The sequence below is a fragment of the Pseudomonas sp. DNDY-54 genome (assembly GCF_019880365.1).
GTDB classification, from domain to species: Bacteria; Pseudomonadota; Gammaproteobacteria; order Pseudomonadales; family Pseudomonadaceae; genus Stutzerimonas; species Stutzerimonas stutzeri_P.
This window is the reverse complement of sequence record NZ_CP082271.1, coordinates 3014439-3029675: the sequence shown is the minus strand read 5'-3', so window position 1 is coordinate 3029675 and position 15237 is coordinate 3014439. Positions and strand designations below refer to the sequence as shown.

Annotated in this window: 12 protein-coding genes and 2 pseudogenes; 5 read left to right on the top strand and 9 right to left on the bottom strand. The window is 62.3% G+C overall.

Going from position 1 to position 15237, the window contains the following annotated elements:
- Positions 1-84: 84 nt before the first annotated feature.
- On the bottom strand, positions 85-1116 hold the full coding sequence (locus K4O48_RS13955) for an ion channel (RefSeq protein WP_222909006.1): 1032 nt from the start codon (positions 1114-1116) through the stop codon (positions 85-87).
- A 183-nt stretch (positions 1117-1299) separates the two neighbouring features.
- Positions 1300-3735 (bottom strand): DEAD/DEAH box helicase, encoded by a 2436-nt coding sequence (locus K4O48_RS13950; protein ID WP_222909005.1) that lies wholly within the window; start codon positions 3733-3735, stop codon positions 1300-1302.
- Positions 3736-3905: 170 nt separating this feature from the next.
- Here K4O48_RS13950 and K4O48_RS13945 point away from each other — a divergent pair, with 170 nt between their 5' ends.
- The gene (locus K4O48_RS13945; protein WP_222909004.1) at positions 3906-5150 is read left to right on the top strand and encodes an alpha/beta hydrolase family protein; all 1245 of its coding nucleotides are present in this window, start codon (positions 3906-3908) and stop codon (positions 5148-5150) included.
- Positions 5151-5188: 38 nt separating this feature from the next.
- Positions 5189-6022 (top strand): penicillin-insensitive murein endopeptidase, encoded by an 834-nt coding sequence (gene mepA, locus K4O48_RS13940; protein WP_222909003.1) that lies wholly within the window; start codon positions 5189-5191, stop codon positions 6020-6022.
- Positions 6023-6043: 21 nt separating this feature from the next.
- On the opposite strand, the gene K4O48_RS13935 is transcribed toward mepA, so the two are convergent.
- Complete coding sequence (locus tag K4O48_RS13935; RefSeq protein WP_222909002.1) at positions 6044-7291, bottom strand: serine hydrolase domain-containing protein; 1248 nt, start codon at positions 7289-7291, stop codon at positions 6044-6046.
- Positions 7292-7564: 273 nt separating this feature from the next.
- Here K4O48_RS13935 and K4O48_RS13930 point away from each other — a divergent pair, with 273 nt between their 5' ends.
- Positions 7565-8311 carry a dienelactone hydrolase family protein gene (locus tag K4O48_RS13930; RefSeq protein ID WP_409518949.1) on the top strand — a complete coding sequence of 249 codons (747 nt, stop codon included), beginning with the start codon at positions 7565-7567 and terminating at the stop codon, positions 8309-8311.
- A gap of 74 nt (positions 8312-8385) precedes the next feature.
- On the opposite strand, the gene K4O48_RS13925 is transcribed toward K4O48_RS13930, so the two are convergent.
- Positions 8386-8982, bottom strand: coding sequence for a hypothetical protein (locus K4O48_RS13925; protein ID WP_222909000.1), 597 nt, complete (start codon positions 8980-8982; stop codon positions 8386-8388).
- Positions 8983-9173: 191 nt separating this feature from the next.
- Positions 9174-10037 (bottom strand): SDR family oxidoreductase, encoded by an 864-nt coding sequence (locus K4O48_RS13920; RefSeq protein ID WP_222908999.1) that lies wholly within the window; start codon positions 10035-10037, stop codon positions 9174-9176.
- A gap of 243 nt (positions 10038-10280) precedes the next feature.
- Here K4O48_RS13920 and K4O48_RS13915 point away from each other — a divergent pair, with 243 nt between their 5' ends.
- Complete coding sequence (locus K4O48_RS13915; RefSeq protein WP_222908998.1) at positions 10281-10718, top strand: hypothetical protein; 438 nt, start codon at positions 10281-10283, stop codon at positions 10716-10718.
- Positions 10719-11033: 315 nt separating this feature from the next.
- A complete protein-coding gene (locus K4O48_RS13910; RefSeq protein ID WP_073302112.1) occupies positions 11034-12221 on the top strand; it encodes a sugar transporter in 1188 nt (395 codons plus the stop codon).
- Between the two features lie 179 nt (positions 12222-12400).
- Here the strand turns inward: K4O48_RS13910 and K4O48_RS20760 are convergent.
- The 4 genes and pseudogenes from K4O48_RS20760 to K4O48_RS13895 all read right to left on the bottom strand — a co-directional run.
- Positions 12401-12838: pseudogene (locus tag K4O48_RS20760) on the bottom strand (methyl-accepting chemotaxis protein); the annotation flags it as partial.
- Positions 12839-12985: 147 nt separating this feature from the next.
- Positions 12986-13591: pseudogene (locus tag K4O48_RS20755) on the bottom strand (PAS domain-containing protein); the annotation flags it as partial.
- Positions 13592-13797: 206 nt separating this feature from the next.
- Positions 13798-14211: a septal ring lytic transglycosylase RlpA family protein gene (locus K4O48_RS13900; RefSeq protein ID WP_260523633.1), complete on the bottom strand. Its 414-nt coding sequence runs from the start codon at positions 14209-14211 to the stop codon at positions 13798-13800.
- A gap of 239 nt (positions 14212-14450) precedes the next feature.
- Positions 14451-15227, bottom strand: coding sequence for a transporter substrate-binding domain-containing protein (locus tag K4O48_RS13895; protein WP_222908995.1), 777 nt, complete (start codon positions 15225-15227; stop codon positions 14451-14453).
- Positions 15228-15237: the final 10 nt, after the last annotated feature.

Below are 15237 nucleotides of genomic sequence, written 5' to 3'. Positions count from 1 at the left end.
GGAGGGCATTGATTCCCGCGGTTCGTCGGTGCCGGCTTGATGATTTCAAGATCGCCGGCAGGCGCCTCGCGTTGGAGGCGATGTTCAGCGCGCGCTGTCCAGGCCCCCAAGGCGGGCGGCGGCAATGTAGAAAAGCTCCCCACCGCGTACCGGGGTGTCGTTGGCGGGATTGATCGACGGTTGCGTTTGACCTTCGGCGCGGTAGCCGATCAGCGTTGCGTTGTGTGAGTCCTTGAGCTGCTTGTACAGCGCACCGACAGTGCTTTCGAAACTGTCCGGCAGTTGCAGACGGTATTGCGTCGCGCCGCGACCCACGCTGAGCAGCTCGTTGATGATCACGGACGAGCCCGGGTCCTGGGAGGACCGCACCAGCATTTCGATCGCCATGCTGGAGGTACATTCCAGCTTTGGCGCGTAGCTGCGTGCCAATTGCGCAGTTTCGCTGCTGCTGAAATGCGCCACCACGTGACCGATCGGCTCGAGCTGGTTGATGGTCAGCACCACGGCCAGGGTCATGTCGTCCGAGCCGGTGCGCACCAATGTCCGCTCCGCCCCTTTGACGCCGGCACGCTGCAGCAGCGCCGCGGAAGACAGACTTTCACCGCGAATGAACTCGGCTTTGCCTGGCATTGGGTTTTCTTCCAGCGTGGTATCGCAAATGACGATCAGGTGATCGTTGGACGTCTCATCTTCATGCAATAGCTCGATGACGCGTTCGCTGACCGCGCCTTCCCAGCCCACCACGACGGTATGGCCCGTGCAGGTGGCGAACGTCCCTTTGCCTTTCATGCCTTTCCTCCAGAGTTCGATTGCGGAATTGGTGGTCTTGCCGATGACTGCGGTCAACAGCGCGATGCCACCGATCATCAGCCAAGTGGAGACGAAGAGGCGGCCGCCCGCTGTCTGCGGGGACAGATCGCCATACCCGACGGTCAACGCGGTGGTGAAATAGAAGTAGATGAAGGTCCGCAGGTCGGTGAGATTCGCTTCACCAAACAGCCGTAAACCCAGGTACGACACGCCGGCATGGACGCACAGCGCGAACATCAGGCCGACCCAGCCGAATCGTCGGCTCAATGCCGCCATCTGCTGGCGCAGCTGAAAAATGATCGGCATTGGCCCTTCTCCTTGGCAGGCGGATAAACGTGGGTGACACGGGCACACGGGCCCGATTGCCATGAGCCCGCCGCATCCTAAAGGCCAGGGTGCCTGCTGGCCAGCCCGCCGTCACGAGGCGACGCGCCCTGTGCGTCAGCCCCGGGCGGCAAGGCCCGGTCTGCGTGCCGCTCCGTTAGCCGCTTATCGCTGGTTGCGGAAACAACTCTGACACAAGCGGAATTGCCGGCTCAGCACCGGCATCGCCTTGCCGCACTGTTGGCAATGGCGTGTGTCGCCGGACAGGCGGCGCCGGTCGCTGCCGCGCGGTTTCTTGCGGCGTGACAGTTCTCGGGTGATTGCATCATTGAGCAGACGGCGGTGCTGCTCGGCCTGCTCCAGCGCCGGGAAATGCGCCGGCAATGTGCGCGACAGATGCAGGTAGGTCTCGATGATGTGCAGCGAGCCTTCGAGCGTGGCCAGATCCGCGTCGATCATCAGCCGGGGCAGATCCACCACCTTGTCCTGCGCGACCTTCTTCAGCCATTGCTGAGCGAAGATGCTCGCTGGGCTGTCGAGACCACCGCGGATCGGCGTGCAGGCGAAGATCCAGCGCAGCGGCAGGTCGATGGTCGGGTCGTCGATCAGCTTGATCCAGTCGGCCAGCTCGTCGGGCAACACCGAAATGAATTCGTCGCCGTAGTTGATGTTGCGATTGAACGTCAGCCAGGCGCGCAGCAGGCTGGGGTCGCCCATCAATTCGGCGATGGCCTGCAGGTGCTCGATGGACGGGCGCACCTGGAATTGCGACAGGTCCACCGGCAAATCCTCGCTGTGGAACAGGCGCTTGATCGACTGCAACGTCTGTGCGTCCAGCGCGGTGATGGTGCCGCTGTCATGGTGACCGAAACGGCCGGCACGCCCACCGATCTGCTTGACCTCCTGGACCCTCAGCTGACGATTCTGGATGCCGTCGTATTTCTCATCGGTGTAGAAGCACAGGGTATGCGCCGGCAGATTGAGGCCCATGCCCACCGCATCGGTGGCCACCATGATGTCCGCCTCGCCTTCGCGAAAGCGCCGGGCCTGCTCGCGGCGCACTTCCGGCGACAGCGCGCCGTAGACCACCGAGACGCTTTTGCCGGTCATCTCCAGCATCGCCTTCAATTCCAGGACCGTTTTGCGGCTGAACGCCACCAGCATCGAGCCTTCGTCGAGCTGCTTGAGGCTCGTTGCGCGGCGCGCCACCTCGACCGGTGACAGACGTTTGGTGCGCTTGACCACCAGCTCGTCCTCACAGAGGTCGCATAGCGTCTGCAGGGAGGGTCGGATCAGTTCCGGGCCGGTCATGATCAGGTTCGGGGTGTACGCACTGACCAGCGCATCGACCCAGGCCCAGCCGCGTTGCGAGTCAGCCATCATCTGCACTTCGTCGATCACCACTACGTTCCAGGGTTGGTGACGGAAGCGCGCGAACTCCTCCACCGTGCAGCAGAAATGCGTGGCGCCTTCGCGGATGATTTCTTCTTCGCCCGTCACCAGCGAGCAGGGCACCCCCATCGATTCGATGCGTTCCTGATTCTCCAGCGCCATCAGGCGCAGGGGAGACAGGTAGATGGCATGCTCGACGCCCGTCATCGCCTCGATCGCCTGGTGGGTTTTGCCGCTGTTGGTAGGACCGAGCAGGGCGGTCCAGGTACGAGTGATGCGCCGTGCGGCGTAGAGCTTGTGGTAGTGGACGAAGCGCGGGTTGTTTTCCAGCAGCACCGCGAAGGCCATTTTTTCCTTGTGGTCCTGACGGGCGAAGCGGATGGTTCGCCGAAGTTTTTTCGGCTCCATCATGAAGATTTCGGTGAGGCGCTTTTCCCCCAGCACCTGCAGGTCGAAGTCGCCGGCTTCCTCGACCATCATCTCGAATTTGGCGTTCATCGCCTGGCGGTCTTCTTCCTTGAGCGCCTCCACATCCCGCTCGCTGAGTACATGGCCTTGGCCGCCGGGAATGCGCCGCTGCATGTCCAGCGCAATATCGCCGTGGCGCAGCTCCACCACGTAGCGCAGCTCGTGCTTCACCTCGTTGACGATGTCGACGGCCTTCACCGCGAAATCGTCGAGACGCGAGAGTTTCGATGGCAACCGCTGCAGGCACTGCTCCTTCTCGTCATCAGTCATGCTGGTGAAAGGGTGGTCCAGCACGTGCAGCCGATCTCTTACCAATGCCTCGATGGCGTCGCGAACATGCGCCTCGAAGGCATCGGTCGAGGCGCTGTCTTCGATGCGCAGGGCGAAGTCGGGTTCGAGCAACTGTTGAACCGGACCGCAGTCGAGGGTTTTCTCGACGCCGAACACATCGACACGGCAGCTGTAGTCATTCAGATCGCGGTTAAGCAGCCTGCCGATCAGGCTCGCCGGGTCAGCGCCCTCGAGATTGGCGTTCACGGTCGGTTCGTCCAACCCCAACCAGAACAGCCGGGCGGCGCGGCCGATCTCGGGCGGCTGATGACCGATGTAGGTGCTGAACCAGTTTTCCTGGTGGTTCTTCTTTGGCACGAAATCCGGATGACGTTCCGCTGCCCAGTCCAGGAAGCGCTGCAGCCGCTCCAGCTTGCGAGCGTGACGCTGTTTGAGTTCGGCCTTGCGCATGATCGACACCTCTCTGATCCGTTCAGCTGCTCATTATGGACAACCTGATGGCGAGTTCCGATCGCTCAGGATGCGTGTCGCGCCGACAAAGCGCAGCAGCAGGAACGTCTGGAAGCGTGCAGGGTCGCAAAACTGATACGACCCTGGAAACACGCCTGCCGGAGACCACAATGATGCGATCCATCCGCTGCAGTTACTCCGCTCTCGCTAGCCGAATCGTTTCGCCCGGCATGGGCCATCTGGCAACGTGCGCCTGTCGATACAAACAGCTCGGTCTCGCCGCCTTATTCGGCGCGATGGTGCTGGTCAGCGGCTGCGGTGATGGTGATGAGACCGGGGCGACCAGCGAGGCGCAGACCTCGTCGACTGGCCAAGGCGCGACGGGCGGTCAGAACGCAGATCCCAGCAATAGCGAGCGACGGCAAAACCCTGACCTGGAACACCCCAGCGAGCACCTGCGCGTCACCCGGTTTCCCGGCACGCTGGCTGATGCCGAACTGTCCCGCTGGCGGGAAGAGACACCCGAAATAGACGACATCCGGATACCGTCGAGTGCCGACGACGGCGAGCAGGCCGCGCTGTTCTACGACTCCGAGTCGGATACGAAAAAGCCGCTGCTGCTGGTCCTGCACAGCTGGAGCACCGATTACCTGCAGAACATCGATATTCCGCTGGGTCAGTTCGCCGTCGCCAATGACTGGGTGTTCATGCATCCGAACTTTCGCGGCCAGAACGATGGCCGCCCCGAGTCGACCGCTTCTGACCTGGCGATCTCCGACATGGAAGATGCGCTCAAGTACGCGCGTGAGAACGCCAAGATCGACGAATCACGGATCTACCTGCTCGGCTATTCGGGCGGCGCGATGAACGCATTGCATTTGGCGAGCCGCCACCCCGATGTGTTTGCCGGCGTTTCGGCCTGGGTGCCGGTCTATGACCTGGTTACCTGGCATCAATGGAATGAAGCGCGCGGGGAGAAATACGCTGGCGAGATCGCACAGGCCTGCGGTGGCGAGCCGAGCGAAGGCTCCAGCGCCTTTGAAGAGTGCCGCAAGCGCAGTCCCAGCACCCATGTACCGGACGCCGCGGGCGAAATCCGTGTGTTGATCGCGCATGGTATCGGCGACACCACCGTTCCGCCGGAACAGGCGCTGCATGCGTTTAACGACCTGGCAAACGAAGAAGACCGCATCCCGCAAGAGCAGATCGACCAACTGATGGAAACCCGTCAGGTGCCGGCTGGCTTGCGTGAGCGCTCGACCCAGGACAGCAATGACTTCCCGCACTTTGCCGAGGCGGACGCCGACGTGTTGCTGCATCTGAAGTCCGGTCCTGCCGAGCTGGTGTTGTTCGAAGGCGAGCACGACATGCTCTACCGGCCTGGGCTGGAGTGGTTAGCCCGTCAGCGCCGCTGATACGACATTCGAATCGATACGAGGACTTTTTGTTAGCTATGCGTTGTTCCCCTCGAACAGTGAATCGGCCCGTCCTGCAGGCTTTGGCCATCTGCGGGCTTTTGGCAACCTTCACCGCCTCCGCAGGGGCGGCAGACAGGGACTGGTCCAGCCTTGCCGAGCCGCTGCCTGGCGAACCGCGGGTCATCGGGCAGCATGGAGCGGCCTGCCTGATCGGCGCGGTAAAACTCCCGCCCGACGGCGAGGGTTATCAGGCCGTCGACCTGCAGCGCAATCGGCATTATGGCCATCCCGATCTGGTCGACTACATCGAGGGGCTTGGGCGCCGTGTCGAGGCGGCCGGTTTTGGGCCCATGCTGGTGGGGGACATGGCGCAGCCACGCGGCGGGCCGATGTCGTACGGGCACGTCAGCCATCAAAGCGGGCTGGACGTGGATATCTGGTTTCGCCTGGACCTGCCGCCACTCGAGCGCAGCCAGCGGGAAGGCATCGAACAGCCCATCCTAGTCGACGCAACGACCGGCGAACTCGACAAGGCGAGGTGGAACAACAATCAGGCCAAGCTGATCCACCTTGCCGCACAAGATCCACGCGTGACACGGATCTTCGTCGATGGCGCGGTCAAGCGGGACCTCTGCGAGCGTGAGTGGGAGGACCGCGCCTGGCTGCAACGCATCCGTCCCTGGCCTTTCCACGATGAACATCTGCATGTGCGCTTGCGTTGCCCGGAGGGCGCGGCCGACTGCGTCGACCAGCCCCCGCCACCGCCGGGCGAAGGCTGCAAGGCGATCCTGCCGACGCCCCGGCCGATCGCCATGGACCGTCCACGGCAGACGCTGCCTGCCGCGTGCGATGCGGTGTTTTCCCAGTAAGCGGCGCGGCGCACGCGGGTTTTACTTCTGCCGAAGCGCCTGAACCGCTGCGCCTAGGAAGGCATAGGTTTCTTGCTCGTGGGCGTCCATTTCGGGCTCCGGCCAGGTGCTCCAGACCACCGCCGTTACGTTTTCCTTGCGGTTGATGTAGAGGAACTGCCCGAAGATGCCCTGGGCTTCGAAGGCGCCGTCATGGTTGGGTAATGCCTGTGCCCCCACGGGAAAGGTCCACCATTGGTAGCCGTAACCCAGCGCGTATTCGCCGTCGTAGAGTTTGCCGGGCGCAAGGTGCGAGTCGGGGTCGACGCGACTGGCCTGCTCGACCCAGCCGCGCGGCAGAATGCGCTCGCCGCCGATCACCCCGTCGTTGAGGATGAACTGACCAAACCGGCCGTAATCACGCAGCGTGGCGGAAAAGCCGCTACTGCCGATCTCCTGGCCCGCCTTGGCATCGAGCTGCCAATAGGCGTCACGTTCCATGCCCATCCGCGCCCAGATTCGCTCGGAAAGGTAGTCGCTGGCGGTCATGTCCGTTGCGGCGCGCACGATCTCGCTCTGCAGATGGGATTCGCCGGTGCTGTAGTTGAACACCGTGCCCGGTGTCTGCTCCCGCTCCAGTCCCGCCATCAGGCGGAGTAACCCGCCGGGGCTGTTGGCCAGTTGCAGATCGAACAGCTGACGCCGGTCTGATTCAGGGTCTCGGTAGGTCTCGTTCCAGCCTGCGCCGGAGCTCATCTGCAGTACCTGCTCGATGGTCACGCCGTCATAGGCGCTGCCTTCCAGTTCCGGTAAGTAGCGGACCACCGGATCCTGCAGGCTGACAATCTTGCCTTGATGCAGGGCAGCACCGATCAGGCTGGAGGAGATCGACTTCACCACGCTGAACGACGTCCACCGAGTGGTTTCATCGTTGCCTTTACCGTAGCGCTCCAGAACGACCTGGCCGTCCTTGATGATCAAGAGTCCGGCGACCTGGTTGCGTTGCATGAAGTCATCGGTGTTGAGCGGCTTGCCTTCGACGCGGTACTCCACCTCCAACGGCGCACCTGTTGGCAACGGATAGACCTGCGGGCCGCGCGCCACCTCTCGGGTGAAAAACAGCGCATCCATGTTGCGGTAGGTGCCGGCCTGGTAGGCAGGGGGCAGCTCGTACAGGTCCTGTGCGCGACCCACTAGCTCTGGTTGTGTCGGCGCGGTGTGTTGCGTCCCGCAAGCGGAGATCAGTACAGCGAGCGAAGCCAGGGCGAAGGCCCTGTGGGTGATTCTCATAGGGCAGTTCTCTTTGTAGATGAGGGAGCGCACGCCTGCATCAGCATTGCTGAAGCGGCCCGTCGTAGCGCTTGCACGCCTGTCGAGTGTAGTAACCGTGGGGCAGCGTGCATGGGTTTCCCGGCATCGGCTCTGCTGGGATCGTCGATGGCACAGGGGAGGCCCGCTCGAAAAATCTGCGTTGCTGGGTTTTTCCTCTAGTGTTGCTTAGGTTCACTGATTGATTGGAGTGGGTCGATGAAGAAGCTGTGCATTCCTTTGGTGGTGGCGGCAATGGTTGGCGTTGCCGAGGCTGCCGTGGTGGTCAAGCCGCATGCCTATGACATTGATGGCGAGGCGTTTGAGGGACTGATCATCTACGACGATGCGGTGACGACCCCCCGGGCCGGCCTGATGATGGTGCCCAATTGGCTCGGGGTAACCGAGCGCTCTGCGGAAAAAGCGGCGCGAGCGGCGGGGGACCAGTACGTCGTGTTCATGGCCGACATGTACGGCAAAACGGTGCGCCCATCCAACCCGGACGAAGCCAAGGCCGCTGCCTCCGCAGTGCGTGGCGATCGAGCACTGATGCGCAAGCGGGCGCAGGGGGCCGTGGATGCGTTCAAAGCGCAAACGGTGGTGCCGCTGGATACGGCGAACATGGCGGCGATCGGCTTCTGTTTTGGTGGCGGGGCGGTTCTGGAACTGGCGCGTTCGGGTGCCGATCTGGATGCCTTCGTGTCCTTCCACGGTAATCTCGACACGCCTAACCCGGCCGATGCGAAACAAATCAAGGCGCCAGTGCTGGTGCTGCACGGCGCGGACGACCCGGCCGTACCCAAAGAACAGGTCGATGGGTTCATCGCCGAGATGAAGGCCACTGACGTCGATTGGCAAATGAACAGCTACGGCAATGCGGTGCACTCCTTCACGGACCCCTACGCCAACGTGCCGGGGCGTAACGAATACCATCCGGAAGTGGCGAAGCGGGCGTTCCAGGCGATGAACAACCTGCTCGATGAGGTCTTCGCGACGCAGTAAGGCCCTTGTTCAAACATCACGGCTTTCAATACGTGCAGGCGGAGTCGCGGTAGCAACGGCCGCCTGCCACCGGCTTAGCGCGGAATGATGCGCACCCGGCCAGCGGTATTGTCACGGCGTGCGACCTTCTCGTTTTCCGCACGGCCTGGAATGTTGCCATCGTCAGCACCGCGATCCGGTGTGGCCATGCCGTTCAGTTTGCGTTCGTCCTCGCTGATAGAAGAGGCGTCGGGGTAACCGGTGGTCAGGGTTTCGGTGCTGGCCGTGATCGGTGTGGCGTCATCGCTGCCCCAGGTGGCGCTGCGCTCGTCGATATCGATGGCGCCGTTCTGTTCCATCAGCTGCTCGACCATGGAAACCTGGCTGTCGTCTTCCAGCGTGACGGTGACCACCGTCGAACCGCGCCGGGCTGCCTCCGGATAGCGGCCGGCGTGTTTGCTTGCGTCGTCACCGAAGACCTTGCTGAAGAAGCTGCCGAGCTTATCGGCCACCGAGGCGTCCTCATCCGGTTCTTCCCCGATCACCTCGACGCGGCTGCTGTTGATCGTCTCGGGATTGGACGAGGCTGAAAGCTGAATGGCGTCGCTGGCTACTCCCTTGCTCAGGAGCTCGGATTTGACTTGCTCGGCCTCGGCGTAGCGGTCAAAGGCCGCAATGAGAATCTGGGTCATGACTTCACCTTGTTCACGTGCAGCGTGCGCTGCGATGGAAGTGCGTGGCGCGCATTCAGCCCGGCTCGGTCAATGCGCGTCGTCCTGATTGTTGGGCGGGGCAAGCGAGGCGATGGTTCCATACGCGGTCATTTCGCGATGCTTCACCGAGTCGAATCGACGTAAATCCCAGCAGATGGTGGAAACGGTGCCTAGCCGTTAACCACCTTGCCGCCGTTGATATGGATCGTCTGGCCGCTGACGTAGGATGAATCTTCACAGGCGAGGTAAACGTAGGCCGGGCCCAGCTCGGAGGGCTGGCCGCAACGGCCCATGGGCATCTGGCTGCCGAAATCTTCGAGCAGCTGTGGATCATGCTTGCCGAGCGACGGCGGCTGCAGAGGCGTCCAGATCGGCCCGGGCGCGATCTGGTTGACGCGAATCTCGCGCTCGATCAATTGCTGCGACAGGGCGCGGGTGAAGCCGTCGATCGCCCCTTTGGTCGAGGTGTAGTCGACCAGCAACGGGTTGCCGATGAAGGCGTTGATCGAGGTCGTGTTGATGATCGAAGCCCCGCCCTTCAAGTGAGGCAGGGCGGCACGGGTGAGGTAGAAGTAGCCGTGGATATTGGTGGCAAAGGTCTTCTCCCATTGCTCGTCGGTGATGTCTTCGAGCCGCGTCTGCACCTCCTGGCGGCCGGCATTGTTCACCAGCACGTCCAGCCGGCCGAAGGTTTTCACGGTTTGCTCGACGGCATCGTTGCAGTGGCGGCTGTCACGGATATCGCCGGGTAACAGCAGGCAGCGTTGGCCCTCGGCTTCCACCATGCGCTTGGCGTTCTCGGCGTCCTCGTGTTCGTCGAGGTACATGATCGCGACGTCCGCGCCCTCACGGGCGAAGTGCACCGCAGCGGCACGGCCGATGCCGCTATCGCCGCCGCTGATCAACGCGACCTTGCCCGCGAGCTTGTCGCTGCCCTTGTAGCTGTCGCGTATGAATTCGGCCTGCGGGTGCATCTCGGTTTCACGGCCGGGCAAGCGGTCCTGCTGCTGCGCAGGGATCTTCGGGTAAGCCATAGGTGCTCCAGAGTCGGATGGGTTCTGTAAATACGGCTGGTGCCCGGCGGGGAAAGTTTCGGCGGAGTGCCGAGTGGCAGCATGCGAACGGACCGGTGATCGGAAACAGGCTGCTTGGGCGTCGTGTCACATGGCCACAACACGGACGTTGCCCTATAGTGCCGCCCGCCAACGGACGGCCGCAGCACCCCAGCGCAGGGCGACAGCGAGCCGTCTACGCCAACCACCTGCAAGGGAATGACGATGAAAACCAAACACCTTTTCGCACTGCCGCTGATGGCTGTTCTGCTGTCCGCCTGCACCGCCACCACCTCGCTGCGCTCCAGCGACCCCAGCCTCGCAGTCAAGATCAACGATGACGCGCCGCTGGTGCTGAAGAATCCGGTCAGCAAGACCTACAAGGCGACCAGCTTCGGTCAGTACCGCTTCCGCGCCACGCAGGCCGGCATGGAGCCCATGTACGGGCTGATCCCGCTGAAGTTCAACAGTGGCTATCTCGTGGCGGACATCCTGTTCTTCGCCCCCGCCGCCTTCTACAACCTGCGTGAGGTCTATCCGTTCTACGAGTTCGATGTGGCCAAGGGTGTGGTGCGCTACAAGAAGAACGAGCAGGATCAGTGGACCAGCTATACACCGACCGCCGCTGAAGTGGCGCGCGCCCGGGCCTACTTTAACCCGTAATTGCGGTTCACCAACTGATCGCTACACCCCAGCGCTTTGGACGCCTCGTTCCAAGGCGCTGTTTGCTGGGCGCAGCCGCCATTGGTCGGCCGTCATCCCCCGTGCCTGACAGGCTTCAGCTGCAGGCGTAGAATCCGCGCCGCTCAGACCTTCCGCCTGAAACACATTCCTTTGTGAACGATCCCCGTACTTCTTCGGAGTAGCGGCGCGACCGCGTTGTGGACTTTCAAGCGGCTTGTCATCTTCCAATCGCCATTCGTGCCCGGATGCCATGCGGCATCCCTCCACCAATGCACCGCAGTCAGACCTGTCTACATGAACGAATCGAACGCCCAGCCCGGCAGTTGGCTCAGTGTCGTTGCACTGGCTCTTGCCGCTTTCATCTTCAACACCACCGAGTTTGTCCCGGTCGGCTTGCTCAGTGATATCGGGCGCTCGTTCGATATGCGGCCCGCCCAGGTCGGCTTGATGCTGACCATCTACGCCTGGGTGGTTGCGTTGATGTCGCTGCCGATGATGCTGCTGACGCGCAATGTCGAGCGCCGCACGCTGCTGATGTTCGTCTTCGTGGTGTTTATTGGTAGCCACCTGGTCTCGAGCGTGGCGTCAAGCTTCGGCATGCTGATGCTCAGTCGGATTGGCATCGCGCTGGCGCACGCGGTGTTCTGGTCGATCACTGCATCGTTGGCCGTGCGTGTTGCGCCTGAAGGCAAGCAGGCTCAGGCGCTGGGCTTGTTGGCGACGGGGAGCGCACTGGCCATGGTGCTGGGCATTCCGTTGGGTCGTGTCGTCGGTGAAGCACTCGGCTGGCGCACGACATTCCTGTCCATTGCCGGGATCGCCGCGCTGGTCGTTGTGGTGCTGGCGCGCACCCTGCCATTGCTGCCCAGCCAGAACTCCGGATCGCTGCGCAGCCTGCCGGTGCTGTTCAAGCGCCCAGCGTTGGTGGCCGCTTACGTGCTGACTGCGCTGGTGATCACGGCGCAGTTCACCGCTTACACCTATATCGAACCCTTCGCCCAGACCATCGCGCACCTCAGCGGTGAAATGACGACGGTGCTGCTGTTGCTCTTCGGCGGCGCCGGCATCCTGGGTTCGGTGCTGTTCAGTCGTTACAGCGGTCGCTACCCGAGGGGCTTTCTGATCGCGGCAATTTCGGCCATGGCGACCTGCCTGCTGCTGTTGCTGCCCGCCGCGCGGGACAGCTCGTTGCTAGGTGCGCTGGTGGTGGTCTGGGGAATCGCCGGGATGTGCTTCGGTCTGGCGCTGCAGACCAAGGTACTCAACCTCGCGTCCGATGCGACCGACGTCGCCATGGCCATGTTCTCCGGCATCTATAACGTCGGGATTGGCGGCGGGGCGCTGCTGGGGAGCCTGGTCACGCTTCATCTGGGACTGAGCAATGTCGGCATCGTCGGCGGCTTGCTGGCGTTGAGCGGCGTGGTGCTGTGCTGTTTCGCCACGTACCGTTTTGCGCGTCCGATGAGCACGACGGTGAGCTGACTCCTGGCAATCAGGGGCTCACAGTGCCGTGTTCGACGGGCTGAACACTCAGAATGGGATGGCGTTGGCCCTCGCGGGGTTTCGACGTGTTACGGACCCGAATCCCGAGACAGAACCAACGCTGAAAGAAGGGAATGCACAGACAGCGTCCGTGCATTCAGACCGGTCTTCCGACGCGGTTATTTCAGCTCATTGGCGAAGCGGCCAACGGCGCTAACGACCTGTTTGGCGCCGTCCTGGATCTCGACGATCACCGCGCCGGCCTGATTGGCGAGGGACAAACCCTGAGCGGCTTGCTCGCGGCTGTTGGCCATTTCCCGTACGGCTTCGTCGACCAGTGACTGGTTTTTCTGGACCACGCTGACGATTTCCTCGGTAGCCGCGCTGGTCCGGCCAGCCAGTTGGCGTACCTCATCGGCGACGACCGCAAACCCGCGACCCTGCTCACCGGCACGCGCCGCTTCGATGGCGGCGTTGAGCGCGAGCAGGTTGGTCTGTGCGGCGATGCCGCCGATGGTCTGCACGATGGAGCTGATCAGATGGGACTGCTGGCCCAGCGCCTCGATACCCTGAGTGGCTGATTCGACTTCCTCGGCGATGCGTTGCATGGTGGCTACCGTGTCCTTGACCACCACGGCACCGCGCTCGGCACTGGTGTCCGTCTTGCGCGACACGTCGTAGGCGATGCTGGCCGCTTCGCGAACTTCTTCCTCACGCGCGACCTGCTCGGTCACAACGCTGGCGAACTTCACGACCTTGCAGAGCGTGCCTTCGGTGTCGTAGACCGGGTTGTACGTTGCTTCCAGCCAGACGTCCCTGCCCATGCTGTCGATGCGCTTGAAGCGATTGGCGACGAATTCGCCCCGATTGAGAGTCTGCCAGAAGGCCTTGTAGGACTGCGAAGACGCTTCTTCGGTGGTGCAGAACATACTGTGATGCTTGCCGACGATCTGCTTCAGCGAATAACCCATGCCTTGCAGGAATTGATCGTTGGCCGTTACGACGGTGCCGTCCAGGTTGAACTGGATCACAGCGGTGGAGCGAAGCAGTGCGTTGATGAACGCCTCGTTTTCCTTGGCGAGCTGCAGTTCTTTAGTCACTTCACGCGCATAGCCGCTGATCTGCAGCAAGCTGCCCTGGGCGTTCTTGATCGGGAACCAGTCGATGTGCAGCCACGCCAGACTGCCGTCGGTGCGCAGAAAACGGTAGTCATCGCTCACGGGCGCGAGCTTGGCGACAGCGGCCCGGAAATTGTGGAAGCAGGGCAGGTTCTTGACGTACGCCGGAACGATCTCAGCCATTGGCCGGCCTTGCAGCTGCTCAACTGTGTAGCCGAGCGTCTTGGCAAATGCCGGGTTGATGGCGGCCATTCGGAACTCGGTGTCGAGCGTGATCGACAGCAGTGTCGCGTTCATCTGGTCGCGCAGCTGGCGAAGCAGCAAAAGCTCTGCGGCTTGTTCTTCGAGTTGTTTTTTTAATTGACCATTGAACATGGAAGCACCGGGCGGGAGGGGACGTGACAATCTATCGGCACGCTGCGCCCCGACTTGATGCCGCCTGCAAAGGATTTGTTCGGCTACTCAACCTTTTCCAGGCGCACCCTAATAATCCCGGAGCGGGTGCTGGCGATGCTCTGAAAGGCCGCTTTGGACAAGTCGATAATGCGGCCCCGCACGAACGGCCCACGGTCGTTGATGCGGACCACCACGCTTTTGCCATTGCGCGTGTTGATGACCCGCACGTGAGTGCCGAAGGGCAGGGTGCGGTGAGCTGCGGTCAGCGCGCCCTGATCGAAGCGCTCACCGCTGGCGGTCAGCTTGTTGTGATGCTGGCTTCCGTAGTAGGAGGCCTTGCCGGAGCCGATCAACTCGGTGGTCGGTGCGGCGGGTGGCGCTTGTGGTGAGGGTGTTTTCGGGGTGGGTGTGGTGCAGCCCGCAAGGGCGACGACCGCGAGCAGGGTAGTTAACCAAACGGCTGGCCTGTGGAGCATGATCGATCCTTGTCTGCTAGGTGGTGTGCTGGCGCTCGCTAGGCGGCGCGGTGCCATTAAGAGTGTCGCCGCGTCCGTAAGTTTTGCTGAGTAGCGAAGCGAGCGCTATGACGTCCGCATGACACACCGTCGTGCGCGCGCCCGCCTGTGTTTACGGCTCGGCGGCGTACGCGCCGAGGCGGTAAGCGTGACGGGCAAACCAAAGGCGGACCTGCATCGCCCGGGTCCGCCTTATCGGTTCACTCGCTCGGCTTGGCCAGCCAGGTATCAGCGATGCGTTGGTATTCGCCAGTCGCCTTGGTCAGGTGCAGCCACTGGTCGACGTAGGCCTTGAACGCCACATCGTCACGCGGAAGCAGGAAGGCCTTTTCGCTGTACTGCAGGGGCTTGTCGGGGTTCACCGCACACAGGGTCGGATAGTTGCGTTGCTGGTACTGCGCTTCTGACGAGTCGGTGATCATCACGTCGGCCTTGTTGTCGGCGACGGACTTGAAAATCACTGTGTTGTCGTGAAACAGCTCGAGCTGAGCCTTGGGCAACTCGCGATGGACGAAGGCCTCGTTGGTGCCACCTGGTGGCTCGATCAGCCGCACGGAGGGCTGGTTGAGCTGTTCGATGGTCTGGTACTTCTCGACCTCGTCGCAGCGAACGAAGGGGATCTTGCCGTCCACGGCAATGGGGTCGCTGAAGAACGCCTTTTTCTGCCGCTCCAGCGAGATGGACACGCCACCGACGGCCATGTCGCATTGAGCGAGGAAATCCGGCATCAGCGTTTTCCATGTCGTTGGAACCCACTCGACTTTCACGCCCAGCGATTTAGCGAGCGACTCGGCCAGCGCGATGTCGATGCCTTCGTACTGTTTGTCGTCGCGCAGGAAGGTGTAGGGCTTGTAGTCACCGGTGGTGCAGACCTTCAACGTACCGCGCTGTTGGGCTTCATCGAGCACTGAGGAGGAGGGCGCGGCGAAGGTCGCGCCGCTGGCCAGCAAGATGCCAGCCGTGATCAGAGATCTCATGGTGTTTCCT